The organism is Aliiroseovarius sp. S253, assembly GCF_049800855.1.
Lineage (GTDB): Bacteria > Pseudomonadota > Alphaproteobacteria > Rhodobacterales > Rhodobacteraceae > Aliiroseovarius.
The window spans coordinates 84269-107181 of sequence record NZ_JBNAFW010000001.1 but is presented as its reverse complement, the minus strand read 5'-3'; the positions used below and the strand labels follow the sequence as shown (position 1 = coordinate 107181).

Annotated in this window: 26 protein-coding genes; 19 read left to right on the top strand and 7 right to left on the bottom strand. The window is 59.3% G+C overall.

Going from position 1 to position 22913, the window contains the following annotated elements; all coding sequences use genetic code 11:
• Positions 1-19 precede the first annotated feature (19 nt).
• Positions 20-1207: an MFS transporter gene (locus ACP15F_RS00575; RefSeq protein WP_424938915.1), complete on the top strand. Its 1188-nt coding sequence runs from the start codon at positions 20-22 to the stop codon at positions 1205-1207.
• On the opposite strand, the gene ACP15F_RS00570 is transcribed toward ACP15F_RS00575, so the two are convergent.
• A complete protein-coding gene (locus ACP15F_RS00570) occupies positions 1204-2526 on the bottom strand; it encodes a DEAD/DEAH box helicase (RefSeq protein ID WP_424938914.1) in 1323 nt (440 codons plus the stop codon). The genes ACP15F_RS00575 and ACP15F_RS00570 overlap by 4 nt on opposite strands.
• A gap of 354 nt (positions 2527-2880) precedes the next feature.
• Here ACP15F_RS00570 and ACP15F_RS00565 point away from each other — a divergent pair, with 354 nt between their 5' ends.
• On the top strand, positions 2881-3903 hold the full coding sequence (locus tag ACP15F_RS00565; RefSeq protein WP_424938913.1) for an aspartate-semialdehyde dehydrogenase: 1023 nt from the start codon (positions 2881-2883) through the stop codon (positions 3901-3903).
• Between the two features lie 67 nt (positions 3904-3970).
• Positions 3971-5680 (top strand): DUF4139 domain-containing protein, encoded by a 1710-nt coding sequence (locus ACP15F_RS00560; protein ID WP_424938912.1) that lies wholly within the window; start codon positions 3971-3973, stop codon positions 5678-5680.
• A gap of 3 nt (positions 5681-5683) precedes the next feature.
• On the opposite strand, the gene ACP15F_RS00555 is transcribed toward ACP15F_RS00560, so the two are convergent.
• From ACP15F_RS00555 to ACP15F_RS00540, 4 genes are read right to left on the bottom strand one after another with little or no spacing between them, the layout of a single operon-like run.
• The gene (locus ACP15F_RS00555) at positions 5684-6307 is read right to left on the bottom strand and encodes a CDP-alcohol phosphatidyltransferase family protein (protein WP_424938911.1); all 624 of its coding nucleotides are present in this window, start codon (positions 6305-6307) and stop codon (positions 5684-5686) included.
• A gap of 9 nt (positions 6308-6316) precedes the next feature.
• Entirely contained in the window at positions 6317-7258 is a 942-nt protein-coding gene (locus tag ACP15F_RS00550) for a phosphatidate cytidylyltransferase (RefSeq protein ID WP_424938910.1), read from the bottom strand.
• Positions 7255-7878 (bottom strand): lysophospholipid acyltransferase family protein, encoded by a 624-nt coding sequence (locus tag ACP15F_RS00545; protein ID WP_424938909.1) that lies wholly within the window; start codon positions 7876-7878, stop codon positions 7255-7257. Before ACP15F_RS00545 ends, ACP15F_RS00550 begins: the two co-directional genes overlap by 4 nt.
• A gap of 26 nt (positions 7879-7904) precedes the next feature.
• Positions 7905-8552, bottom strand: coding sequence for a carbonic anhydrase (locus ACP15F_RS00540; RefSeq protein WP_424938908.1), 648 nt, complete (start codon positions 8550-8552; stop codon positions 7905-7907).
• Positions 8553-8695: 143 nt separating this feature from the next.
• Here ACP15F_RS00540 and ACP15F_RS00535 point away from each other — a divergent pair, with 143 nt between their 5' ends.
• The 3 genes from ACP15F_RS00535 to ACP15F_RS00525 all read left to right on the top strand — a co-directional run bounded on the left by ACP15F_RS00535 (position 8696) and on the right by ACP15F_RS00525 (position 11391).
• A complete protein-coding gene (locus ACP15F_RS00535; protein WP_424938907.1) occupies positions 8696-9076 on the top strand; it encodes a hypothetical protein in 381 nt (126 codons plus the stop codon).
• An 84-nt stretch (positions 9077-9160) separates the two neighbouring features.
• Positions 9161-10540, top strand: coding sequence for a leucyl aminopeptidase family protein (locus tag ACP15F_RS00530; protein WP_424938906.1), 1380 nt, complete (start codon positions 9161-9163; stop codon positions 10538-10540).
• 2 nt (positions 10541-10542) lie between these two features.
• Positions 10543-11391 (top strand): NlpC/P60 family protein, encoded by an 849-nt coding sequence (locus ACP15F_RS00525; RefSeq protein ID WP_424938905.1) that lies wholly within the window; start codon positions 10543-10545, stop codon positions 11389-11391.
• Between the two features lie 3 nt (positions 11392-11394).
• On the opposite strand, the gene ACP15F_RS00520 is transcribed toward ACP15F_RS00525, so the two are convergent.
• Entirely contained in the window at positions 11395-11742 is a 348-nt protein-coding gene (locus tag ACP15F_RS00520) for a DUF2794 domain-containing protein (RefSeq protein WP_424940916.1), read from the bottom strand.
• Between the two features lie 330 nt (positions 11743-12072).
• On the opposite strand from ACP15F_RS00520, the gene paaI reads away from it, so the two are divergent.
• The 4 genes from paaI (at position 12073) to ACP15F_RS00500 (ending at position 15060) form a co-directional block, all read left to right on the top strand.
• Positions 12073-12507 (top strand): hydroxyphenylacetyl-CoA thioesterase PaaI, encoded by a 435-nt coding sequence (gene paaI / locus ACP15F_RS00515; RefSeq protein WP_424938904.1) that lies wholly within the window; start codon positions 12073-12075, stop codon positions 12505-12507.
• 36 nt (positions 12508-12543) lie between these two features.
• Complete coding sequence (paaK, locus tag ACP15F_RS00510) at positions 12544-13851, top strand: phenylacetate--CoA ligase PaaK (protein ID WP_424938903.1); 1308 nt, start codon at positions 12544-12546, stop codon at positions 13849-13851.
• Positions 13852-13854: 3 nt separating this feature from the next.
• Complete coding sequence (locus ACP15F_RS00505) at positions 13855-14433, top strand: TetR/AcrR family transcriptional regulator (RefSeq protein WP_424938902.1); 579 nt, start codon at positions 13855-13857, stop codon at positions 14431-14433.
• A 180-nt stretch (positions 14434-14613) separates the two neighbouring features.
• The gene (locus tag ACP15F_RS00500; protein WP_424938901.1) at positions 14614-15060 is read left to right on the top strand and encodes a c-type cytochrome; all 447 of its coding nucleotides are present in this window, start codon (positions 14614-14616) and stop codon (positions 15058-15060) included.
• 51 nt (positions 15061-15111) lie between these two features.
• On the opposite strand, the gene ACP15F_RS00495 is transcribed toward ACP15F_RS00500, so the two are convergent.
• On the bottom strand, positions 15112-15375 hold the full coding sequence (locus ACP15F_RS00495) for an I78 family peptidase inhibitor (RefSeq protein WP_424938900.1): 264 nt from the start codon (positions 15373-15375) through the stop codon (positions 15112-15114).
• Positions 15376-15486: 111 nt separating this feature from the next.
• Here ACP15F_RS00495 and ACP15F_RS00490 point away from each other — a divergent pair, with 111 nt between their 5' ends.
• The 9 genes from ACP15F_RS00490 to sseA all read left to right on the top strand — a co-directional run bounded on the left by ACP15F_RS00490 (position 15487) and on the right by sseA (position 22913).
• On the top strand, positions 15487-16599 hold the full coding sequence (locus ACP15F_RS00490; RefSeq protein ID WP_424938899.1) for an S-(hydroxymethyl)glutathione dehydrogenase/class III alcohol dehydrogenase: 1113 nt from the start codon (positions 15487-15489) through the stop codon (positions 16597-16599).
• A 141-nt stretch (positions 16600-16740) separates the two neighbouring features.
• Positions 16741-17718 (top strand): iron exporter MbfA, encoded by a 978-nt coding sequence (gene mbfA, locus ACP15F_RS00485; RefSeq protein WP_424938898.1) that lies wholly within the window; start codon positions 16741-16743, stop codon positions 17716-17718.
• 81 nt (positions 17719-17799) lie between these two features.
• Complete coding sequence (locus tag ACP15F_RS00480; RefSeq protein ID WP_424938897.1) at positions 17800-18114, top strand: cupin domain-containing protein; 315 nt, start codon at positions 17800-17802, stop codon at positions 18112-18114.
• Positions 18115-18158: 44 nt separating this feature from the next.
• Positions 18159-19085: an AEC family transporter gene (locus ACP15F_RS00475; RefSeq protein WP_424938896.1), complete on the top strand. Its 927-nt coding sequence runs from the start codon at positions 18159-18161 to the stop codon at positions 19083-19085.
• Positions 19082-20194: an NnrS family protein gene (locus tag ACP15F_RS00470; protein ID WP_424938895.1), complete on the top strand. Its 1113-nt coding sequence runs from the start codon at positions 19082-19084 to the stop codon at positions 20192-20194. The genes ACP15F_RS00475 and ACP15F_RS00470 overlap by 4 nt, the downstream gene beginning before the upstream one ends.
• A gap of 37 nt (positions 20195-20231) precedes the next feature.
• Complete coding sequence (gene fghA, locus ACP15F_RS00465) at positions 20232-21062, top strand: S-formylglutathione hydrolase (RefSeq protein WP_424938894.1); 831 nt, start codon at positions 20232-20234, stop codon at positions 21060-21062.
• A gap of 4 nt (positions 21063-21066) precedes the next feature.
• Positions 21067-21516 (top strand): YaiI/YqxD family protein, encoded by a 450-nt coding sequence (locus tag ACP15F_RS00460; protein ID WP_424938893.1) that lies wholly within the window; start codon positions 21067-21069, stop codon positions 21514-21516.
• A 118-nt stretch (positions 21517-21634) separates the two neighbouring features.
• The gene (locus tag ACP15F_RS00455) at positions 21635-21925 is read left to right on the top strand and encodes a hypothetical protein (RefSeq protein WP_424938892.1); all 291 of its coding nucleotides are present in this window, start codon (positions 21635-21637) and stop codon (positions 21923-21925) included.
• Positions 21926-22058: 133 nt separating this feature from the next.
• Positions 22059-22913, top strand: coding sequence for a 3-mercaptopyruvate sulfurtransferase (sseA, locus tag ACP15F_RS00450; RefSeq protein ID WP_424938891.1), 855 nt, complete (start codon positions 22059-22061; stop codon positions 22911-22913).

The following is a 22913-nucleotide window of genomic DNA, read 5'->3' as shown; positions in this document are numbered from 1 at the left end:
TTGCATTCAGGAGGTCCGCATGCGGGTTGGCATCATCACCTTGATCGTGGCTTACGTGCTAAGCCAGTTCTATCGCGCCTTTTTGGCCGTAATGACGCCTGCGTTGAAGACAGATCTGGGCGCCACGCCCGAGGATTTGGCACAAGCGTCAGGCGCATGGTTCCTTGTCTTTGCACTGATGCAAATCCCTGTTGGCTGGGCATTGGACAATATCGGACCGCGTAAGGTGGCCGCAGGCCTTCTGGCGCTTGGTGGGGCCGGGGGTGCCGCGTTGTTCGCCATGGCTTCCAGCCCGGATCACATCCTCTATGCGATGATCTTGATCGGGATCGGGTGCTCACCTGTACTGATGGCCAGCTATTTCATCTTCGCGCGGCTTTATTCGCCTGCCGTCTTTGGCACTCTGGCCGGGATGGTGATCGGCTTTGGAGCTCTGGGCAACATCGCAGGCGCTTTGCCGCTGGCGCTGGCGGTTGAACAGTTTGGCTGGCGTACTTGCCTGTGGGCTTTGGCGACTGTGACATTGGTGGTCGCTGCGTTGATCATGGTGACGGTGGACAACCCACCGAAGGTCGAGGTTGAAGAAGGACAGGCCAAAGGGTCGGTTCTGGACCTGCTGAAAATGCCCGCACTTTGGGCTTTGTTCCCGCTTATGTTCGTCAACTATGCGGCGGCGGCAGGGCTGCGCGGCAGCTGGGCGGGTCCGTTCCTACGCGATGTCTATGGATTGGACACGACAGGCATCGGCTGGGTCACAATGGCGATTGCTCTGGCTATGGTGATCGGCAGCTTCAGCTATGGACCGATGGACCGCATCTTTGGCACCCGCAAATGGGTGATCTTTACTGGCAACATCGTCGCGGTCTCTATGGTGTTTCTGCTATGGCTCGCGCCCGAGGCCGGGATCTGGCGCGTAGCGCTGACCATGGCCGCCATCGGTTTGTTTGCCTCCAGCTTCCCGCTTTTAATGGCGCATGGACGCAGCTTCTATCCGCCCCACCTTGTTGGGCGGGGCGTGACGCTGATGAATATGTTCGGGATCGGTGGCGTGGGCGTGTTTCAATATGCCTCGGCCAGTGTCTATCGTTCGGCCCAGGGTCCGGACGTGTCGGTCACGGCCCCCTATCAGGCCGTGTTCCTATTCTTTGCCATTCCAGGCCTGATCGGTTGCCTGCTGTATCTGTTCAGTCAGGACCGCACAGATTAAGCGGACTTGCGGGGCCTGCGACGACGGCCCTTGCCAGCGCCGCCGTTCGGGTTGCCCGAAGGTTTCGGCCCCTGCCCCTGTGCGCCACGCGGCCTGCGACCGCCGCCAGCTCCGCCGCCTCCGCCACCGCGACGACCGCCGCCGCCACCGCCGCCACCTTGGCCACGCTGCGGGCGTTTTTCCTCGGCGGGGCGTTTACCGCCCAGCACGGGGATCTCGATCTTCATGACTTTTTCGATGTCACGTAGTAGGCCCAGCTCGACACCAGATACGAAGGAAATCGCATCTCCGTCGGCACCAGCACGTGCTGTACGGCCAATGCGGTGGACATAGTTGTCGGCGACCTCGGGCAGGTCGAAGTTGTAGACATGGCTGACGCCGGGAATATCGATCCCACGTGCGGCCACATCGGTGGCCACCAGAATACGTGCTTCGCCTGCGCGGAACGCAGCAAGCGCACGATCACGCTGGCCTTGGCTTTTGTTGCCGTGAATCGAGACCGCTTTGAAACCCTTGGTGACCAAGTGCTTCATCAGCTTCTCGGCCCCGTGCTTGGTGCGCGAGAAGACCAACGACAGAGCCTCTTCATCATGGCTTAGAAGATCGATCAACCTGTTGATCTTCGCATTTCGATCGGGGCAGTAGTACAGCCCCTGCGTCACCTTATCTGCGGCTTTGCCCGGAGGCGAAACCTGAACCCGGGCGGGGTTGGTCAGGTAAGCCTTCGACAGCTCTGCCATCAGCTTGGGCATGGTCGCAGAGAACAGCATGGTCTGGCGAGGTTCGCCCAGTTCGGGCGCGATTTTGCGCAGCGCGTGGATGAAACCCATATCGAGCATCTGGTCCGCTTCGTCCAGCACAAGGAACGTCGCCGTATCCAAGCGGATCGAGCCGCGATCCATCAGGTCGATCAATCGGCCCGGTGTCGCAACCAGAATGTCGATCCCGTTCGCCAGCATGCTGATCTGTTTGTTGATCGACACGCCGCCCACAACGGTGCGCACTTTCAGGTGGGTGCCCTGCACATAAAGGCGCAGGTTGTCGGCGATTTGGTTCACCAATTCGCGAGTCGGAGCCAGCACAAGCGCTTTCACCGACTTGGGCTGACGTTTGTCATGGTTGCTTAGAAGCTGGTGGATCAGCGGCAGGCCAAAGGCTGCGGTCTTGCCGGTTCCGGTTTGGGCAAGGCCCATCACGTCACGGCCTTCCAGCACCAAGGGAATGGCCTGAATCTGAATGGGGGTGGGGGTTTCGTAACCAGCTTCGGTCACGGCGGATACCAGCTTCGGGTCCAACCCGAGCTCTGCAAATTTTGTCATCATCGTCTTTCTGGCACACGCAAGGGTGCACCGCTGTCACGCGGGTGGGGCTATGTGCCCGTCGCTTAGGTTTGCGGTGGATGCTCGCACGAAAGCCGAATGCCCAAGCGCCGATCTGACCGCTAGAACCCCGCGTGATTTGGGAACTTGTAGGAAGGACTGTCTGCCTCACATCTGGGGCGGGTCGCTCACGCGTCGACCGGACAGTTGAGCCGCGTATCACAGCGAATTCCACACAAGTCAACGCAAATCATGTCGAAACGACGCGAAAAGCCTTTTCTGCAAGGCGGAATTGATCTAAGGAACCCCCCGTCTTTGGGTGGTTCAAAGACAAGTTGAAAATAGGAGGCCGTAATGGGCTATAAAGTCGCCGTCGTAGGCGCCACGGGCAACGTGGGCCGCGAAATGCTGAACATCCTGGCGGAACGCCAGTTTCCTGTAGACGAGATCGCCGCGCTTGCATCGCGCCGTTCGCTCGGTACTGAAGTCAGCTTTGGTGACAAGACCCTGACCACCCAGGATCTGGACACTTTTGACTTCACCGGCTGGGACATGGCGCTGTTTGCCGTGGGTTCGGAAGCAACCAAAGAATACGCGCCCAAAGCGGCTGCAGCTGGTTGTGTGGTGATCGATAACTCGTCGCTGTATCGTTACGACCCCGACATCCCGCTGATCGTGCCGGAAGTGAACCCGGATGCGATCCACGGCTACAAAAACAAGAACATCATCGCGAACCCCAACTGCTCGACTGCGCAGATGGTTGTGGCGCTGAAGCCCCTGCATGATCGCGCCAAGATCAAGCGCGTTGTCGTGTCGACCTATCAGTCGGTGTCCGGTTCGGGCAAAGACGCGATTGACGAGCTGTGGAACCAGACCAAGGGCATGTATGTTCCAGGTCAGGAAGTGGAACCCAAGGTCTATCCCAAGCAGATCGCCTTCAACGTGATCCCGCATATCGACGTCTTCATGGACTCGGGCGACACGAAAGAAGAATGGAAGATGATCGCCGAGACGAAGAAAATCGTCGACAAAGACATCAAAGTCACCGCCACCTGTGTGCGCGTGCCAGTCTTCGTTGGCCACTCGGAATCGATCAACATCGAAACGGAAGAGTTCCTGGACGAAGACGAAGCTCGCGATATCCTACGTACTGCCCCCGGCATTCTGGTCGTGGATAAGCGCGAGAACGGTGGCTATGTCACCCCGGTCGAATGCGTTGGCGATTTCGCAACCTTCATCAGCCGCATCCGTCAGGACGTCACAGTCGAGAACGGCCTGAACATGTGGTGCGTTTCGGACAACCTGCGTAAAGGGGCAGCCCTGAACGCCGTCCAGATCGCCGAGCTTCTGGGCCGAGAGGTTCTGAAGAAGGGCTAAGCCTTCTGACAGTCGAATAGGAAAAGCCCCGCCGAATGGCGGGGCTTTTTCGTTTGGAGCATTGGCAATGGCAAAGGGGTTTGCAACACTTGGCCCAGCAGCGACTACGCTGCGTTACCTGACTGACCCAAAAGGCATTTTCATGCGCTATACCTTGCCCCTTCTGCTGCTCACCGCAGGCCCCGCATTCGCCGACACCTTCCACACCGCCCCGCGCGCCGTGTCTGCCACGCTCTATCCTGACGTGGCCGAGGTCACACATCACATCACCCTGTCCCTGCCCGCCGGCACGCACGAGGTGCTATTCCCGTTCTCCGCGACATCTCAGAACAGCGCCCCCCGATTTCGCAGCCTTTCTGACGGCGTAAAGATCACTCAGATCAAATTCCTTAGGGAGCAATTGCTGGATGAAGGCGCGTATCTGAATAACGATCAGCAAGCCGCGCTAGACGCGGTAGACACGGCTCAAGACGCGGTCTTTACACATAACCAATCCATGAAGGAACTTGGTGGGCGCATGCGAGCACTTGAAGCGCAGCTGGCGTTCTTGGCCTCTCTTTCGGCGGGTGGTCTGACGCTAGAGGCGAAAGACATCGTCGGGATTTCGGCATCCGTTCTTTCCGAAACCGAAACCGCCCATGCCGAGATTGCCAAACAGACGGTGTTGATCAACGAGGCAAAGGAAAGAAAGGTTGAGCTGGCCGACGCCTTGGCAGCTGCTCAAGCCAAACTGGCGCGTCTTTTACCCCCAGAAGTTGGTGAAGATCTTTGGTCCGTTCGGGTTGAAGTCGCTGCCCCAACAGAAGCCAGTCTAGAGCTGCTCGGATACGAGCACGGGTCTTTCTGGCAGCCCGTATATGAGATCCATCATAAATCCGACCAACCGGAAAAGATTTCCGTGCATCGCAAAGCCGTTGTCGTCGCCTCGGACGAGGTAAGTTGGCGCGGCATTGACCTTACCTTGTCAACGACCCAACCCTCGGGACAAACAGCGCCCCGTCCAGTGTGGGGTCTCCATGCCAGCGTTCATGAACGCGAAGTACCTGAAGCCATCACAATGAAGCGCTCCGCTGCGCCGTCATTTGCAGACAGCGCAATCATGGAAGAAGAAGTCGTCGTCGTCGAGGAAGCGGCAGGTTTCGGCGCAAATGACAGCGGCTTTGCCGTTACCTATTCCTATTCCGAGCAGCTGGACATTGGTCCGTCGGATGTGTTGATGCTGGAGTTCGGACAGTTCGATCTGCCCGCCGACACATATATCCACGCCTCCCCACGCAACGACGACACCGCGTATCTGGTGGCCAAGCTTACCAACGATAGCGGCGCGCCCTTGCTGGGCGGTGAAGCAAGTTTCTACCGAGACGGCATTCTGGTCGCTGAAGGTGGTGTTCCAGCAATTGCCGCAGGCGGTGAAACGGATCTGCCCCTTGGCCCTGTCGAGCATATCCGCCTGACCTATGCCGAGAAAGACGACCAGGTTGGTGAACGTGGATTTATCAAATCCGCCACATCTCGCACTCATGAAGCTTTGGTGCGGGTCGAAAACCTGAGCAGCGAAGCCGAGGATGTGCGGGTGTTCTTCCCGACGACGTATTCTGAACAGGAAGAGTTGACGGTGACGGTAAATGCGTCACCCGCGCCAAGCGAGACGGACTACGAAGATCAACGCGGGGTTTCCGTTTGGGATCTGAGCGTACCTGCGGGCGGACAATCCGAGATCAGCATCGAAACCACGTTGCGCTGGCCCGAGGGCAAGACCCTTTCGTGGCACCCGTAAACCCTATTGGTCGTGGCGCGCTTTCAGTGCCGCGACCATTCCCCGTCCGCGGCGAAGGGCGGTGCCGCCTGCGCCAAGGGTGATGATCCACAGGGCGAGTGTCAGTGTGGGCACGCCAGCGACCACGGGCATGAAAATCGCCAGCACGGCGGCGACAGTTGCCAAAGCCATCCGGTGCTGTTTCGCCAACGGGCCGCCAAAGTCCGGTTCCAACCCTTGTGCAGCCCCGGCTTCGCGCGTGTAGGCCGTCAGGACGGCCATGGTGGCAGCAGCCCAGCCCAGCGCAGGACTGCCCGCACCCAAGCCCATGCCCACAAGGATCAGGATGTCGGCATAGCGGTCGGGCGCCTCGTTCCAGAAAGGTCCGTCGGCCTCGGCCTTGCCACCTTCGACAGCAACCATCCCGTCAAATAGGTTACACAAAAGCCGCCCCTGCACGCCCAGCGCCGCCAGGATCAGCCATACAGCGTTGGTGCCCGCTGACAGCCAGAACGCCCCCCCCGCGACCAAGGCAAACAGGACCGACGCCTTGCTAATCTGGTTTGGTGTCACATTCTTCGTGACCAGCCAGCTTGCGGCACGTTTGGCCCAGTTGCGATCACGGCTGGCGATGGGGCGACGCTGCATGGGAACCTCTTACGTAACAGACCAGAAATAGCGGGTCAGGTGGAAGAAAATCGGAGCCGAGAAGACGACGCTGTCCAGCCTGTCGATGAACCCACCGTGCCCCGCGATTAGGTGGCCCCAGTCCTTCACCCCTTTGTCGCGCTTGATGGCGGACATGACGAGGCCTCCGAAAAAACCCATCAGGGTGATGACCAGCGCCATGCCGGCAGCTTCAAGCGGCGTGAACGGCGTTAGCCACCACAGCCCTGCCCCCACCAGACAGGCCGAGGCAACACCGCCCACAAAGCCCTCCCACGTCTTTGATGGCGACAGGCGCGGTGCGATCTTGCGCTTTCCGGCCAGCTTGCCCCAGACATATTGCAGAACATCAGACAGCTGCACCACGACCACAAGGAAGGCGACCAGAAGGACGTTTTTGCCCTCGTATCCGGGAATCTCAAGCGACAAGAGCGCAGGCACGTGGCTTGCTGCAAAGACGCAGATCATCAGCCCCCATTGGGTTTCCGCGACGCGGGACAAATAGCCATCCGTGTCGCCACGCAAGGCGGCCACGATGGGCAAAAGAAGGAAGGCGTAGACGGGGATAAAGATCGAATACATCCCGTACCAGTCATCCCAGATCAGCAGATATTGCACCGGAAGGATGACAAAAAAGCTGATCACCAGCGCCCAGTGATCGGCACGGCGTTTGGCGGTCAAGGTCAGAAACTCGCGCAACCCCGCGAAACTGAGAAGCGCAAACAGGATCACAACGCCCGCCTTGCCGCCCAGCATTGCCAGCGCCAACAGTGCGACCATGCCCCACCACGCGTTGATCCGCGCAATCAGGTTCTCGATCACGTCATTGTCAGCGCCCATTTTGCGCTTCAACATCTGCGCGATGACGGTGGCCACAACTAGAACAGCGAGAACACCCAGCATCAGGGTCGAAAACTCGGTCGGTGCGTTCATGCCGCGGCCTCCTCTGCCAGTTCTGCCAACGCGGATTGCGCGCGGGTCAGAAAGGCGGCTTTATCTTCGCCGTCGTTGATGGTCAGCGGCGAGCCAAACGTGACCGAACAAAGAAGCGGCACCGGAATAACTTCGCCTTTGGGCATGACCGAGGTCAGGTTGTCGATCCACGTCGGCACAAGCTCGACCTCTGGACGCGCTTTGGCCAGATGGAATAATCCCGGCTTGAATGGCAACAAGGTGTCATCCGTCATGTTGCGCGTGCCTTCGGGAAATAGGATCAGACTGGCCCCGCCGTCTAATGCTTCAACCATCTGCGCAATGGGGTCTTCTGTGCGCGTGTCACGGTTGCGGTCAATCAAGACCGCGTTGAATACGTCACGCCCGATGAAAGATTTCAACTTCGAGGTCAGCCAGTAATCCGATCCCGCCACCGGCCGCGTCTTAGCGCGCAGCACCGGAGGCAGTACGGTCCAGATCAGCACGAAATCTCCGTTCGATCCATGATTGGCGAAATAGACGCGCTGACGGTTCACAGGCTCGGCCCCTGACCAGATCCCGCGAACGGCGGTGACCAGACGCGCGAACAGCACAATGGCCGCCCCCGTCGTCTGCGCCAATAATTCCTTCAGCGCGCCCTTCAAGCTTAGATCGCTTCGAACGCGCCCGTGGCCGGGTTCAACCCTTCCAACGAGCCGTCGCTGATGTCCATCCACAACCCGTGCAGAGACAACGTCCCGCCTTCAACTCCGTCGCGCACAAAGCTGTAGGTCATCAGGTTGTCCAGCGATTGCATGACACCTGCCTTCTCTAGATCACGGTCCTCGCGACCGGCTTCCACCCCGCCAATCCGCTCTAATGCGGGGGCAAGATGGCGGATCCAACGGCCGACGAAGCTGGCTTCATCCTCAAGCCCCGGAGCTTCGCCTTTGCACATGTCGTGATAGCCTTTGACGCCGCCGCACTTGCTGTGTCCCATGACAACGATATGCTTCACCTTCAGCGCTGTAATCGCGTATTCCAGCGCCGCAGCAGTACCAGTATTTTCACCTGTCGCATCAGCGGCAGGAACGAAATTGGCGATATTGCGGTGCATGAAGAACTCGCCTTGCTCAACCCCGAACAATGCGGTGGCATGCACGCGGCTGTCGCAGCAGGAAATAACCATCGCGGGCGGCTCTTGACCTTCGTCCGCCAGATGCTGAAGACGGGCTTTCGTCTCAGACGACATGGCGTCCTTCTGGGTGTGATAGCGCTCTACCAGAAATTCGGGCAGCGGGCTTGCGTTGGTCATTGTTGCGTCTCCTCACTTTTGCTTCAGACGTTTTAGGCCGAATTCCCAGATAATTCGAGGTAATTTCGACGTATCCATATACGAAATCTTGAGGCCCTCCGTTCATTCTGCACCCGAGGGACAGATACAACTGGGGTGCTGCCATGGCCGAAATCACAAACTTGACTTATGTCGAAGAAATACAGCTGGATCGCGATCAGCTTCACGCGCTTTATGTGCGATTTGGTCCGATACAAGCGGACCGAAACTTGAACCAGTCGCTTGAAGATCTCGCGCTGTGGCTGGCACGCGTGCAACGTGCGCTGAAATCCGGATGCCATGCAGACATTCACCAAGGTGCCGAAGATCTGAAGCGCATTGCACAACGACTTGGCATGACCTCGCTGGCGCGTGTGGCCCGCGATGTCGCCGAACAATGCGCAACCAAGGATCCAGCGGCCCTGCCCGCGACTTTGGCCCGCCTGACTCGGGTGGGGGAACGCAGTTTGATCGCGGTGTGGGATCTGCAGGACATGTCGCTTTAGACGAGTGCAGATCAGGGATTGCCCCCGCGTATGGGCGCGTTACTCTGCAGGGCAGAACCGGCACAGATACTGACCGAGGCCTCAATGACCCTGACTTTCTCCACGCAAACTGATTTTGCCACACCTCTTTATCTGATTGAGAACGAGAGCGACGCCTTAGCAGCCTTGCCGCAAGCCGCACAGGATTGGGCGGCGGCAAATGGATTTACGGGTGGGTTGGGGCAAAGCCTCGCGGTCCCGTCGACCTCTGGTAAGATCGACATGGCTCTGGTTGGTCTTGGCACAGCCGCCGCACGCAAACGCAAGCGATTTGGCGCAGTCGCGGCACGAGGAAAACTGCCAGAGGGCGTGTACCAACTGGCCAGCACCCATGAAGACGCGATCACGCAAGAGTTTGCCCTTGGCTGGCTTCTGGAAGGGTATCGTTTCGACCGCTATGCCAAGCAATCGACCCCGAAGGCGCAGCTTATTGCCCCCAACGGCGTTGACGCTGCACGGCTAGAGGCCATTGCAGCGGGGGAATTGACCACTCGCGATCTGATCAACACCCCGGCCGAAGATATGGGACCGGACGAGCTGGAATTGGCTGTGCGTAAACTGGCCGAGGCTCATGGGGCCGAGATCTCGACCATCTTGGGGAAGGCGTTGCTCGACCAGAATTTCCCTATGGTTCACGCGGTCGGGCGCGCCGCCACCCGCGCTCCGCGCTTGATCGACATGCGATGGGGTGACGAGGGTCCGACCCTGACGCTGGTGGGCAAGGGCGTATGTTTTGACACGGGCGGTCTGAACCTGAAGCCGGGCGCGTCGATGGGCTTGATGAAGAAAGACATGGGCGGCGCAGCTACGGTGCTTGGGCTGGCCCAGATGATCATGGCACTTGGCCTAAAGCTGCGTTTGCGGGTCTTGATCCCAGCAGTCGAGAACGCCGTCGCGGGCAATGCATTCCGACCCGGCGACATCCTGACCTCGCGCAAAGGGCTGACGGTTGAAATCAACAACACCGATGCCGAGGGTCGCCTTGTTCTGGCCGATGCGCTGGCGCTGGCGGATGCAGAAAAGCCAGACCTCATCGTGTCGATGGCGACGCTAACGGGCGCCGCACGTGTCGCGGTCGGCCCCGACCTGTCGCCCTTCTATGCAACCAAAACAGCAGACGCCGACGCCTTGCGCAAAGGCGCGCAGTCCAGCGCTGATCCGGTCTGGGAAATGCCCTTCTGGGATCCGTACGAGGCGATGATAGAACCCGGCATTGCCGATCTGGACAACGCGCCGAAGGGCGGGTTCGCAGGCTCGATCACCGCCGCGCTATTCCTGAAACGCTTCGTGACCGATTCGCCGCGCTATATGCATTTCGACATCTACGGCTGGAACCCTACCGCCGCACCGGGTCGCCCGAAAGGCGGCGTTGGCATGGGTGCGCGCGCTCTGTTGGATGCATTGCCAGAAATGCTGGAGCTGTGACCATGGACCGCCGCCTGACCCCCGCAAACGACCAAGTTGCGCATGAAAGCCTGCGTGGCAAAATCGACGCGCCCCGCTTCACCGAAGGCACGCTGAAACAGGTCGTCGGCGACAGCTTTTTGCTGGACGCCCCCAGTGGCAACCGGGATCGACAGGTTCTGTCCGGAGATCAGTTCAACATTCTGGACGGTGACGACCACATGGTCTTTGGCCAATCGCTGAAAGATGGCTATGTCGGATACCTTGAAGCATGGAGCCTTGGCGACCCGCAGACTCTGACACATCGTGTGACGCACCGCACGACGCATATGTATCCCGAGCCGAACTTCAAAACGCCGCATAGTCGCGTGTTTCATATGAACAGTCTGGTGCAGGTGGCCGCCACAAACGAAAAATGGGCCGAGGTGAAACTGCCCAAAACCCCGATGTCGGCTCCAAAACATGGCTATATCCCGGCATCCCATCTACGTCCGATCAACGAGTTCTCCTCGGATCCCGTTGCAGTTGCCGAACAGTTTTTAGACACGCCCTATGTCTGGGCGGGAAATTCGGGCTTCGGAATTGATTGCTCGGGCCTTGTGCAGGCCGCGCTGTTAGCCTGCGACATTCCATGCCCGGCAGATAGCGATCTGCAAGAAAGTTCTTTGGGCCATGACATCGCAGACAACGCACCGCTTCAGCGTGGCGATCTTCTGTTCTGGAAGGGCCATGTGGCAATGGTGGTGGACGACACACGGATCATTCACGCGAATGCACATCACATGTCGGTGGTCTATGAAAATACCAGTGACGCCATCGCGCGGATCGAGGCGCAGGGCGACGGCCCCGTCACTTCGCGCAAGCGGTTGTAGGCTTTACTCGACCGCGCGGATCAGTTTGCGCTCCAGCACCCGCAGCACATTCCGCAGATCGCTGCCGCGTTTCAGGATGCGTCCATCCATACCGATCACCGAATACTGCCCCTGCTTGCCACGCAGCTTGGGCCGCTTCTCGATCCGGTAGATCGGATGCTCTGCCGTGCGTCGAAAAATCGAAAAGATCGCAACGTCACTTAGAAAGCTCATCCCATAGTCGCGCCATTCACCTGCGGCGACCATCTGTCCGTAAAGCCCCATAATGGCGCCAAGCTCGTGACGATTGAAGGCGATCTGCTCGGCCGGTTTGCCTGCCCCTTGAAAGGGCGTCGTTGTCTGCCAGTTCATAAATTCAGAGTGGACCGACATGGTAAACAAATCAATACCTGCCCAAATTTTGCCCCGAAATGACCGGCAAGTTACCTTTCAGCGACCGTTTTGCCGCCCCCTTCCCAGCAAATAGTTAACGTGTAGCGAGCGAGAGCTCTTCCGGCGCCGTTTGAACAGCCCCCACCCAGTAGGCGGCGCCGGAACTACATTTCCCACCTGCTATTCAATCGATATTCGCGCCTGATGGCGCTGTTGCTGTGTCATGGGTTTTCGGAAAATCAAAACGCATTATTGACCGCACGGTCGGTTTTGTGCATCCTATCAAGCAGTCATCTTGGGGGAGGCCACATGACGCCGCAGGAAATCGCAGAAAAAAGTGCCGACATCATGTGGGCAGACGATCCGGCCAGTCAGGAACTGGGGATGCGGATCGACGCCATTGCGCCGGGCCAGGCCGTCCTGTCGATGGATGTCCGCAAAGACATGGTGAACGGGCACGGCACTTGCCATGGCGGGTTTTCCTTTACGCTGGCCGACAGCGCCTTTGCCTTCGCCTGCAACAGTTACAACAACCGCGTGGTCGGGCAGCACTGCTCGATCACCTATCTCAGCCCAGGCAAACTGGGCGAGCGCCTAATCGCCACCGCGACCGAGACCAGCCTAAGCGGACGCTCGGGCATCTATGACGTGACCGTCACCGGGGAGGACGGACGAACCGTAGTTCTGTTCCGCGGCCATTCGCGGCAGGTCAGCGGCACACATTTTGACGAACAAGACGGATAGAAGCACCGGAGCACGCGCTCTGGTCGGAGGAGAGACATGAAAGACCTGACACCTCGCAAGGAAGACCTTGATCCAATCGAAATCGCATCGCGCGACGAGATTGCCGCCACGCAGCTAGAGCGCATGAAATGGTCGTTGAAACACGCCTATGAAAACGTGCCCTTCTATCGCAAAAGCTTCGACGACGCCGGTGTTCATCCCGACGATCTGAAATCGTTGTCGGATCTGGCCAAGTTCCCCTTCACCGTCAAACAGGATCTGCGCGACAACTATCCGTTCGGCCTGTTTGCCGTCCCGCGCGAGCAGATTTCGCGTATCCACGCAAGCTCGGGCACCACGGGTCAGCCGACTGTTGTGGGCTATACCAAGAATGACCTGAAAATGTGGTCGGGCGTCGTTGCGCGCTGTATGCGCGCCTCGGGTCTGCGCCCGGGCGATGTGCTGCACAATGCCTATGGTTATGGCCTGTTCACGGGCGGTCTGGGTGTGCATGGCGGCGCTGAAGCCGCTGGCCTAACGGTTGTGCCGGTCTCGGGCGGTATGACCCAGCGACAGGTGCGCCTGATCGAAGATTTCCGCGCCGACGGCATCACCGTGACTCCCTCCTATGCGCTGTCAATTCTGGACGAATACGCCAAGCAGGGTCTGGACCCACGCAAAAGCCCACTGAAGGTCGGAATCTTCGGGGCCGAGCCGTGGACCAACAACATGCGCCGCGAAATCGAAGAAGCCTTCGACATGCACGCCGTTGACATCTACGGCCTGTCGGAAGTTGTAGGACCGGGTGTGGCCAATGAATGTGTGGAAACCAAGGACGGCCTGCACATTTGGGAAGACCACTTCTATCCCGAGATCATCAACCCCGAGACCGGCGAGGTCTGCGAGGATGGTGAACTGGGCGAACTGGTGTTCACTTCGCTGACCAAAGAAGGTTTCCCGATCATCCGTTACCGTACCCGCGACCTGACACGTCTGCTGCCGGGCACCGCACGTTCGATGCGCCGGATGGAAAAGATCACCGGCCGTTCGGACGACATGATCATCCTGCGCGGAGTGAATGTCTTCCCGACTCAGATCGAAGAGCAGCTGATGGATGTTCCGGCCCTAAGCCCGCACTTCCAGATCGAACTGGTACGTCCGGGCCGCATGGACGAGATGCACATTCACGTGGAAATGGCCGAAGGTCAGTCGCAAGAAGGTGCCGAAGCCGCCGTCCGCGCCCTGTCCGGTAAGATCAAATCCAACGTTGGTGTCAGCGCCAAAGTGCACGTTGCAGAAGGCGGTAAGGTTGCACGAAGCGAAGGTAAGGCTGTAAGGGTCGTCGACAACCGCCCGAAGGAGTAATCCATGCCACGTGGGATCGCCCGTGATCACGAAGAAAAACGCGCTGCCATCCGCAAGGGGGCAGCGGCCTATTTCGCCGAACACGGGTTTGATCGTGCTTCGATGACGGCGGCGGCCAAGCACTGCCAGGTGTCGAAGGCGCTGATCTATCATTACTATGACAGTAAAGAGGCCCTGCTTTACGACATTCTGGACCATCACCTGTCCGGGCTGGTGGCCGAGGTTGAAGCTGCCCCCGAAACCGACGGGCTGCGTGGTTTGGTGCGGGCCATTCTAGTCGCTTATAAAGGCGCGGATGCGGAACACAAACTTCAGCTGGACAGCCTGACCGTGCTGGAACCCGACCAGCAGGCACCTTTGGTGGAACTGCAGCGTCGCCTGATCGACATGATGGGTGCGGCGCTGAAGGCCGAAGCCCCTGAACGGTTCGAGAACGGTGCGAACCTGCGCGCCGTGACCATGTCGGTCTTCGGTATACTGAACTGGTACTACATGTGGAACCGCCCCGGTAAAGGGCTGAGCCGCGAGGACTATGCGGATCTGGTGACCAACATGATCTTGGGCGGCATTCACGCCCTTTAACCACAACCCTGCCCGTCACACGCTTCGCGCGTCCAGCATGTTTGCTGATCCGTGCCTTCCTTGCGACGGTTTCGGCGGGCTTCCCCCTAAATTTGGCCGATCACGCTTCTGTGATTTCGAAAATAGATGCATGTGCATACAATTATACGAACGAGTCACCATCGCCTGAAAGGACTAGGTATGAAAACTGCCCGCATTCTCGCCCTCGCATCCCTTATAAGCATCACCATGGCAGGTAGCCTTGCTGCCCATGCAGACGCCACCAATCCCGTCGTGATTAAGCGGATGGAAGCCATGAAAGCCATCGGCGGGTCTATGAAAACCCTGTCTGGAATGGCCAAGGGCGAGATGGCGTTTGATGCCGCCAAGGCCAACGCAGCCGTCGCCATCATCGCCGAGAAAGGCTTGCCGGTTCCCGCCCTGTTCGAAGCAAATGAAACTGACCCCGCCACCGAGGCGCTTCCCGCGATTTGGGAAAATTGGGATGATTTCGTCAAGAAATCAGAAGATATGGTCATGGCCGCGAAAGGCGTTGCCGAGATTACCGAACAAGGTGCACTCGGCGCGGTTTTGGGTCAAATCGGCGGCACATGCAAAGCCTGCCACGACGATTATCGCAAGAAGTAATTCTTGGACCGATCAAGGGCGCACCCGGCAGGGCGCGCCCTTTGTTTTTGATCAGGTACACCACAGGCGTTCGATCACATTGTCCTGATCGATACCGATGTTCAGCCGATCGGGCTGAAAATCTGCAGTAACGGCCATGCCCGGACGCACGATGCGCCGGTTCTCGGGTAATTCAAGACCGGATAAGTCTCCTGCGTCTTGCCCCACCAGATACTTCAGTTGTTCTGCCCCGCAAAGATCATCGGTGGCGCCCCTTCCATCGGCAACGCAACCGCTTAATGCAGCAAGTGTAATTATCGTTAACAGCTGTTTCATACGCTTATTTTCCCGCCAATGTCGCCACAAGACAAGCCGAGGTCGCTGCGCTGTTGAAAATCGCGCGGGTTTCCCCCACCCTACGGGCGACACACCAACAGGAGGACCCCCATGCGCACACGTGCCGCCGTAGCCCTTGAAGCTGGCAAACCGCTTGAGATTATGGAAGTGAACCTTGAAGGCCCGCGCGCCGGCGAAGTTCTGGTCGAGATCAAGGCCACCGGCCTGTGCCATACCGACGAATTCACCCGCTCCGGCGATGACCCCGAGGGCATCTTCCCGGCCATTCTGGGCCACGAAGGCGCAGGCGTGGTGATCGAGGTGGGCGAAGGCGTGACCTCGCTTGAGGTTGGCGATCACGTGATCCCGCTTTACACGCCCGAATGTCGCGAGTGTGACTACTGCCTGAACCCGAAAACCAACCTCTGCCAGTCGATCCGCTCGACCCAGGGCGCAGGTCTGTTGCCCGATGGCTCGACCCGTTTCTCGATGCTGGATGGCACGCCGATCCACCACTACATGGGCTGCTCGACATTCGCCAACCACACGGTTGTGCCCGAGATCGCGCTGGCAAAGGTCCGCAAGGACGCGCCGTTTGACAAGATCTGCTACATTGGTTGCGGTGTCACCACCGGCATTGGTGCGGTGATCAACACGGCCAAGGTCGAAATCGGATCGACCGCCGTCGTGTTCGGTCTGGGCGGCATCGGTCTGAACGTAATCCAAGGCCTTCGCATGGCCGGTGCGGATCAGATCGTCGGTGTGGACCTTAACGACAGCAAAGAAGAAATGGGCCGCCACTTTGGCATGACCGATTTCGTGAACCCCTCGAAGGTGGATGGCGACATCGTTGCCCATTTAGTCGAGCTGACCGGTGGCGGTGCGGATTACTCGTTTGACGCCACCGGCAATGTGAATGTGATGCGCCAAGCGCTGGAATGCGCCCACAAGGGCTGGGGGGAATCGATCATCATCGGCGTCGCCCCAGCTGGTGCCGAGATTTCGACCCGCCCCTTCCAGCTGGTCACCGGCCGCGTCTGGCGCGGCACCGCCTTTGGCGGCGCGTCGGGCCGCACGGACGTCCCCAAAATCGTCGACTGGTACATGGACGGCAAGATCGAGATCGACCCGATGATCACCCACAAGCTGACGCTGGATCAGATCAACGAAGGGTTCGATCTGATGCACAAAGGTGAAAGCATCCGTGCCGTGGTGGAATACTGATCCACTTGCCACATCAGGCTGATCAAGGGGGCTTCGGCCCCCTTTTTTGCTTTCTGGTTTCTTTCTGAGCGCGACAGAATGTGTACTTGCCTTCCCGTTTCAATTCCATAAGTTAGAACCATTCTAATTCAGGAGCTTTCCATGCTGTCCGCCACCCTGTATCGCCGCCGTTTTTCAGACCTGTCCGAACAGGAAATTCTGGCGCTGGCCATCTCGAATGAAGAAGACGATGCGCGGATCTATCGTCAGTATGCCGAGCATCTGCGGGACGAGTTCCCCTCGTCCGCGAAGGTGTTCGACGGCATGGCCGAGGAAGAGGACGAGCATCGCCGCCTGCTAATCGAAGCCCACAAAGCCCGGTTTGGCGACGTCATCCCCCTGATCCGGCGTGAACATGTTGCCGGGTTCTATGCCCGCCGCCCCATTTGGCTGGTCGAAAATCTGGGCCTTGAAACCATCCGCGCTGAAGCGCGCGAGATGGAGCGGCAGGCCGAGCAGTTTTACCGCAAGGCAGCCGACCGGACGTCAGATGCAAATACCCGCAAACTTCTGGGCGATCTGGCCGCGGCCGAGGCTGACCACGCCCACACGGCCAGCGACCTGGAAGCCAAGCACCTGGACGACACCGCGCGCGAAACCGAAGACGAGGCCGCGCATCGCCAGTTTATCCTGACATGGGTGCAACCGGGATTGGCAGGGTTGATGGACGGCTCTGTCTCAACCCTCGCGCCGATCTTCGCCACCGCATTCGCGACGCAAGATACGCACACCACCTTCCTTGTGGGACTTGCGGCCAGCGTCGGCGCGGGGATCTCGATGGGGTTCACCGAAGCGGCCTCGGATGACGGCGAATTGTCGGGACGCGGCAGTCCTGTGAAGCGCGGCTTTGCCTCGGGCATTATGACCACGCTGGGCGGGCTCGGTCACGCGCTGCCCTATCTGATCACGGATTTCTGGACCGCCACGACCATCGCGATCCTTGTCGTCTTTGTCGAACTTTGGGCCATCGTCTGGATCCAGAACCGCTTCATGCAAACCCCGTTCATGCGCGCGACGCTGCAAGTCGTGGTCGGCGGCGCATTGGTGTTTGCGGCAGGAGCGATCATCGGCGGAGGCTAGTCTGGTCCGACGTTTCATCACGACTGGCGATAGCTGAAACAACCGATCACCCGCAGGATCGTCTCCAAGAAGGAGGCGATCATGTGCAACGCGAATGGAACCGCCGTTGGAACGGTTCTACTTGAAAACAACCGGATGCGCGTCACCGAGTGGCGCTTTGCCAAGAATGGTGACAACACCGGCCGGCACACGCATGCCTATGACTATCTTGTCATCCCCATGTTCGACGGGGTCCTGCAAATTGATCTTCCAGACGGAACCCAAGTCGAGGCAACGCTTCGAAACGGAATTCCGTACGATCGCAAGGCGGGTGTCGAGCACGACGTCATCAACGGCAACGACTTCGAATGCGCCTTTATCGAGGTCGAGTTGCTTGAGGATGCAAAACCGACCTAAGCGCCGCATAGCCAAGCGAAATCCGGCGTGCTAGGGCTTGGCGTATGATCGACGTGCTTTTGCAAACCCTTCCCTTTTTCGCCTTGATCGGGCTGGGCTTTGGCGCCGCCGCACGTGGCTTTTTCCCACCCGAGGCCACGGCCTATTTGACCCGCTTCGTGTTCTACTTCGCGCTGTCGGCCATGCTGTTTCGGTTCTCGGCCAACCTAACCCTATCCGAGGTGATCAGCTGGCCCTTCATCTGGGCCTATGCACTGGGCGGATTAGGGGTCTACATCCTTGCCACCGTGGTCGCCCTTGTCCGCAAACGCGGCGCGCAAGAGGCCGCAGTCGAAGCGCAATGTGCAGTGATCGGCAACACAGGCTTTCTGGGCGTTCCCATGTTGGCGCTTTTGTTGGGTGAGGCTGCAATTCCCGCCGTCATGCTGGTGCTTGCCGTCGATCTGTTCCTGTTCAGCAGTCTGATCGTGATTATCATCACCGGCACACGTGACGGGCGAGTCAGCCCCGCCGTGCTGGGGACTGTCGGCAAGGGGCTGCTGTCGAACCCAATGATCGTCTCGATGGCGCTTGGCTTCGCGTGGTCGTCGACCGGGTGGGCGTTGGCTGAACCGGTCCAACGCTTTTTGGACCTTCTGGCCGGGGCCTCGACGCCCGGTGCACTCTTTGCCATTGGGGCATCGCTGGCCTCGAAATCAGCCGAGCGTCTGTCCGTCGCGGGATGGCTAAGCTTTGCCAAGCTGATCTTGCACCCGCTGGCCGTGGGCGTCCTTGCCTTCATGGTCTTCGACGTCGAGCCCTTTATGGCTGGCGTCATGGTGGCCGCCGCAGGCCTGCCGGTGGCGGGGAACGTCTATATTCTGGCGCAGCACTATGGAGTGGCCCCTCAGAGAGTCTCTTCAGCCATCTTGTTGTCGACACTCGTGTCCGTTCTAACCGTATCGGCCATCATCGCCTGGGTAACATCATGACCTTTCTGACCGGCGCCTATCGCCCATTTTTCCCAGCAGCCGCCCTGTTCGCGGGTCTGTCGATCCCCCTTTGGCTTGTTGCCCGCATGGGGGCGGAAACCCTGGCCGGCGATCCCTATCTGTGGCACCAGCACGAGATGTTGTGGGGGTATCTGCCCGCTGCTTTAGCCGGGTTTCTCTTCACAGCCATTCCCAATTGGACAGGCCGCCCCGCGTTGTCCCCTTTGGCACTGCTTGCACTGATTACGTTGTGGTTGGCGGGGCGTGGTGCGATGCTCGTCGCCTCGGACGCAATGGCATCTCAGCTTTTGACAGCTAGTTTCCTACCCGTCGCGGCAGCATTGGCCCTGCGCGAAATCTTAGCGGCAGGGAACAAACGCAACATTGTCGTGGTCGCAATGGTCGGGGCGTTCTGGGCGGCACAACTCTTGTTTCTGTGGTTTGATGCCCAAACTGGTATCACCGCGGGCTTTGCAGTCGCGCTTCTGCTGATGACCCTGATCGGAGGGCGCGTCACCCCCGCCTTCAGCCGCAACTGGCTTAAGAAACACGGCGCGACGCGTCTACCCGCCGAATTTGGCGTGATCGACAAAGCAACGCTCGTTCTGACGGTAGTGACCGCACTTCTCTGGATCGTCACCGACACCAGCATGCTGACAGGCCTCACCGCAGCCCTCGCCGCGCTGGCCCAAGCCCTGCGCCTTTCGCGTTGGCGCGGGTTGGCAGTCTGGAAAGAACCGCTGCTGTTTGCCCAGCACGCCGCCTATGCGTGGCTTGCGATTGGCCTCGCGTTGCTGGCAGCGTCCAGCCTTGGCGACTGGGCCAGCATCGGACAGGTACATCACGCGCTTGGAGCCGGGGCCATCGGCACCATGACCGCCATTGTCATGCTGCGCGCTCTTCTGGGCCACTCGGGCCGCCCGATCGAGGCAACACGGGCCGATTCAGTTCTGTTGATCGCACTGCATCTGGGCGCAGCTTTGCGCGTGTGTGCAGATTGGATGCCCGATCCAACGCTGCTCTATCACGCAGGCGGCACACTGTGGGCCGCTGCCATGATCGCGCTGGCCATGCGCGCATTCCCCATTGCCATTGCACCGCGCCTCTAGTTAGGTCGTGGCAACATCTTTCGAAAAGGAACGCGCCATGGAAACGATTTCGGAGAACGCCTGTTTCGGCGGCACGCAAGGGGTCTATAAACACGCCTCGGACGCCACCGGCACGGACATGACCTTTGGCCTGTTCCAACCGGCCGAGGCGAATGACGGCCCAGTACCAGTATTGTGGTACCTGTCGGGCCTGACTTGCACCCATGAAAACGCCATGACCAAAGCAGGCGCGCAGGCGTGGGCCGCCGAGCAAGGCATCGCGCTGATTTTCCCCGACACCAGCCCCCGCGGTGACGGTGTGGCCGATGATGACGCCTACGATCTTGGGCAAGGTGCCGGGTTCTATGTGAACGCCACGCAAGACCCATGGGCGCCGCATTTCCAGATGTGGGACTATATCACTGAAGACCTGCCCGAACTGGTATTCAACAAGTTCGCGCTGGACGCCGAACGTCAGGGCATCACCGGCCATTCGATGGGCGGCCACGGCGCGCTGACCATCGCGATGTCCCTGCCGGATCGCTTCCGCTCTGTCTCGGCCTTTTCGCCGATTTGCAACCCGACCGCGTCGGATTGGGGCAAGAAGCAGCTGGGTGCCTATCTAGGGGACGACACGACCAAGTGGGTCGCGCATGATGCCAGCCTTCTGATGAAGAATGTGGGCTTCGACGGCCCGATGCTGATCGACACCGGAACGCAGGACCAGTTCATCGACCTTCTGAAACCCGAAACGCTGGCCAGCGCCATCGCAACCCGCCGGCAAGAGGCCACCTTCCGCATGCAGCCGGGCTATGACCACAGTTACTTCTTCGTCTCGACCTTCATGGAAGACCATGTGAGTTTCCACGCCGAGGCTTTGTGGGCGTAACCTGATGGTCCTGTACATCGACGCAGATGCCTGCCCGGTCAAAGCTGAGGCCGAGGCCGTCGCGACCCGCTATAAGACGCAGATGTTTCTGGTGTCGAATGGTGGGCTGCGACCGTCACCGAACCCTCTGGTTGAAATGATCTACGTCCCCGACGGACCTGATATCGCGGATATGTGGATCGCTGATCGCGCCGGACCCGGCGACGTGGTGGTGACAGGGGACATCCCGCTTGCCGCCAAATGCGTAGAGGCCGGGGCCGAAGTGCTCCGCCATAACGGCGAACGCTTCACCCAAGCCAATGTGCGCGAACAACTGGCCATGCGTGACCTAATGGCAGACCTGCGCGCGGCGGACCCCTTTCGCCAAGGCGGAGGCAAAGCCTTCTCCAAAGCCGACCGTGCCCGGTTTCGCCAGGCCTTAGACACGGCGCTTCGCCGTGCCCATTCTGGTTAACCTAGACGTAAGCGTCTGTTGTCCGCGTAGTTTCCCCTTAAATGCGCCAAGCGCACATGGTTACGTCTGCGCAAGACGTAACAGGGGCCTCGCCCCATACAGAACAAAGGGGCGCAAAGTGGAATCTCTTCTAATCAATCTTGTTTCGGGTGCGATTGGCGGCAACGTCGCTGGCGGCCTTCTGAAAAACCTGAACCAAGGCACCTTGATCAACTCGATTGCTGGGATTGCTGGGGGCGGCCTTGGCGGTTCGCTTCTGTCGATGCTTGGCGCAGGCGGCGTTGCTGACGCGGCGGGCGCTGGTGGTTTGGACATTGCATCCATCCTTGGCCAAGTAGCCTCGGGTGGTATTGGCGGAGGCGTGTTGCTTGCTGTGGTAGGCGTTGTGCGCAACATGCTGGCGAAATAAGCACCAAAGACATTTTTAACGAGTATGGGGAGGGCGCAAGCCTTCCCCTTTTTCTTTGGCAAAGCGTCGCAATTACTTGCCTATCGGACCGTCCGGGACTACGCAGTAGATAACACTGACCGGAGGGCAAGCCATGCCGCATAGCGACCCGAAAACGCTGGTCTCGACCGACTGGCTGGCAAAACATTTGAAAGACCCCGATCTGCGCATCATCGATGCCAGCTGGTACATGCCGGATATGGAGCGCGACGCGAAAGCGGAGTACGATGCGGCCCATATCCCCGGCGCGCGCTATTTCGACATCGATGAAATCGCCGATCTACGATCAGATCTGCCGCACATGATGCCCCCCGTTGAGAAATTCATGTCTCGCGTGCGCGCCATGGGTGTCGGCGATGGTCACCAGATTGTGGTCTATGACGGCATGGGATTGTTTTCCGCCGCCCGCGTTTGGTGGATGTTCCGTCTGATGGGCCACAAGGACATTGCCGTTCTGGATGGCGGTCTGCCCAAATGGCAAACCGAAGGCCACCCGGTCGAAGACATGCCCCCCGTCATCCGCGACCGTCATATGACCGTTACTCGTCAGGCCCACATGATCAAGGACGTGACGCAGGTGGCTGCAGCTTCGAAACTTGGCGATTACGAGATTATCGACGCACGCGGGGCCGAGCGCTTCCGCGGCGAAGTGCCTGAACCCCGCGAAGGTCTGCGCTCGGGCCACATCCCGAACTCGAAAAACGTGCCCTTTGCCACGCTTCTGAATTCAGACGGCACGATGAAATCCCCCGACGACATGCGCGCCATATTTGGGGCTGCGAATGTCAACATGGACAAACCCGCCATTCTCAGCTGTGGCTCTGGCGTGACGGCCGCGATCCTTGCCTTGGCGCTGGAACGCATGGGCCATGACCGCCATGCGGTCTATGATGGCAGCTGGTCCGAATGGGGCATGTATTCCGACCTGAAAGTCGAAACCGGAGAGTAG

Excerpts from the sequence above, each read along its gene's own strand:
- ACP15F_RS00575 (WP_424938915.1), top strand. The coding sequence starts at position 20 with ATGCGGGTTGGCATCATCACCTTGATCGTGGCTTACGTGCTAAGCCAG.
- ACP15F_RS00570 (WP_424938914.1), bottom strand. The coding sequence starts at position 2,526 with ATGACAAAATTTGCAGAGCTCGGGTTGGACCCGAAGCTGGTATCCGCC.
- ACP15F_RS00565 (WP_424938913.1), top strand. The coding sequence starts at position 2,881 with ATGGGCTATAAAGTCGCCGTCGTAGGCGCCACGGGCAACGTGGGCCGC.
- ACP15F_RS00560 (WP_424938912.1), top strand. The coding sequence starts at position 3,971 with ATGGCAAAGGGGTTTGCAACACTTGGCCCAGCAGCGACTACGCTGCGT.
- ACP15F_RS00555 (WP_424938911.1), bottom strand. The coding sequence starts at position 6,307 with ATGCAGCGTCGCCCCATCGCCAGCCGTGATCGCAACTGGGCCAAACGT.
- ACP15F_RS00550 (WP_424938910.1), bottom strand. The coding sequence starts at position 7,258 with ATGAACGCACCGACCGAGTTTTCGACCCTGATGCTGGGTGTTCTCGCT.
- ACP15F_RS00540 (WP_424938908.1), bottom strand. The coding sequence starts at position 8,552 with ATGACCAACGCAAGCCCGCTGCCCGAATTTCTGGTAGAGCGCTATCAC.
- ACP15F_RS00535 (WP_424938907.1), top strand. The coding sequence starts at position 8,696 with ATGGCCGAAATCACAAACTTGACTTATGTCGAAGAAATACAGCTGGAT.
- ACP15F_RS00530 (WP_424938906.1), top strand. The coding sequence starts at position 9,161 with ATGACCCTGACTTTCTCCACGCAAACTGATTTTGCCACACCTCTTTAT.
- ACP15F_RS00525 (WP_424938905.1), top strand. The coding sequence starts at position 10,543 with ATGGACCGCCGCCTGACCCCCGCAAACGACCAAGTTGCGCATGAAAGC.
- ACP15F_RS00520 (WP_424940916.1), bottom strand. The coding sequence starts at position 11,742 with ATGAACTGGCAGACAACGACGCCCTTTCAAGGGGCAGGCAAACCGGCC.
- paaI (WP_424938904.1), top strand. The coding sequence starts at position 12,073 with ATGACGCCGCAGGAAATCGCAGAAAAAAGTGCCGACATCATGTGGGCA.
- paaK (WP_424938903.1), top strand. The coding sequence starts at position 12,544 with ATGAAAGACCTGACACCTCGCAAGGAAGACCTTGATCCAATCGAAATC.
- ACP15F_RS00505 (WP_424938902.1), top strand. The coding sequence starts at position 13,855 with ATGCCACGTGGGATCGCCCGTGATCACGAAGAAAAACGCGCTGCCATC.
- ACP15F_RS00500 (WP_424938901.1), top strand. The coding sequence starts at position 14,614 with ATGAAAACTGCCCGCATTCTCGCCCTCGCATCCCTTATAAGCATCACC.
- ACP15F_RS00495 (WP_424938900.1), bottom strand. The coding sequence starts at position 15,375 with ATGAAACAGCTGTTAACGATAATTACACTTGCTGCATTAAGCGGTTGC.
- ACP15F_RS00490 (WP_424938899.1), top strand. The coding sequence starts at position 15,487 with ATGCGCACACGTGCCGCCGTAGCCCTTGAAGCTGGCAAACCGCTTGAG.
- mbfA (WP_424938898.1), top strand. The coding sequence starts at position 16,741 with ATGCTGTCCGCCACCCTGTATCGCCGCCGTTTTTCAGACCTGTCCGAA.
- ACP15F_RS00480 (WP_424938897.1), top strand. The coding sequence starts at position 17,800 with ATGTGCAACGCGAATGGAACCGCCGTTGGAACGGTTCTACTTGAAAAC.
- ACP15F_RS00475 (WP_424938896.1), top strand. The coding sequence starts at position 18,159 with ATGATCGACGTGCTTTTGCAAACCCTTCCCTTTTTCGCCTTGATCGGG.
- ACP15F_RS00470 (WP_424938895.1), top strand. The coding sequence starts at position 19,082 with ATGACCTTTCTGACCGGCGCCTATCGCCCATTTTTCCCAGCAGCCGCC.
- fghA (WP_424938894.1), top strand. The coding sequence starts at position 20,232 with ATGGAAACGATTTCGGAGAACGCCTGTTTCGGCGGCACGCAAGGGGTC.
- ACP15F_RS00460 (WP_424938893.1), top strand. The coding sequence starts at position 21,067 with ATGGTCCTGTACATCGACGCAGATGCCTGCCCGGTCAAAGCTGAGGCC.
- sseA (WP_424938891.1), top strand. The coding sequence starts at position 22,059 with ATGCCGCATAGCGACCCGAAAACGCTGGTCTCGACCGACTGGCTGGCA.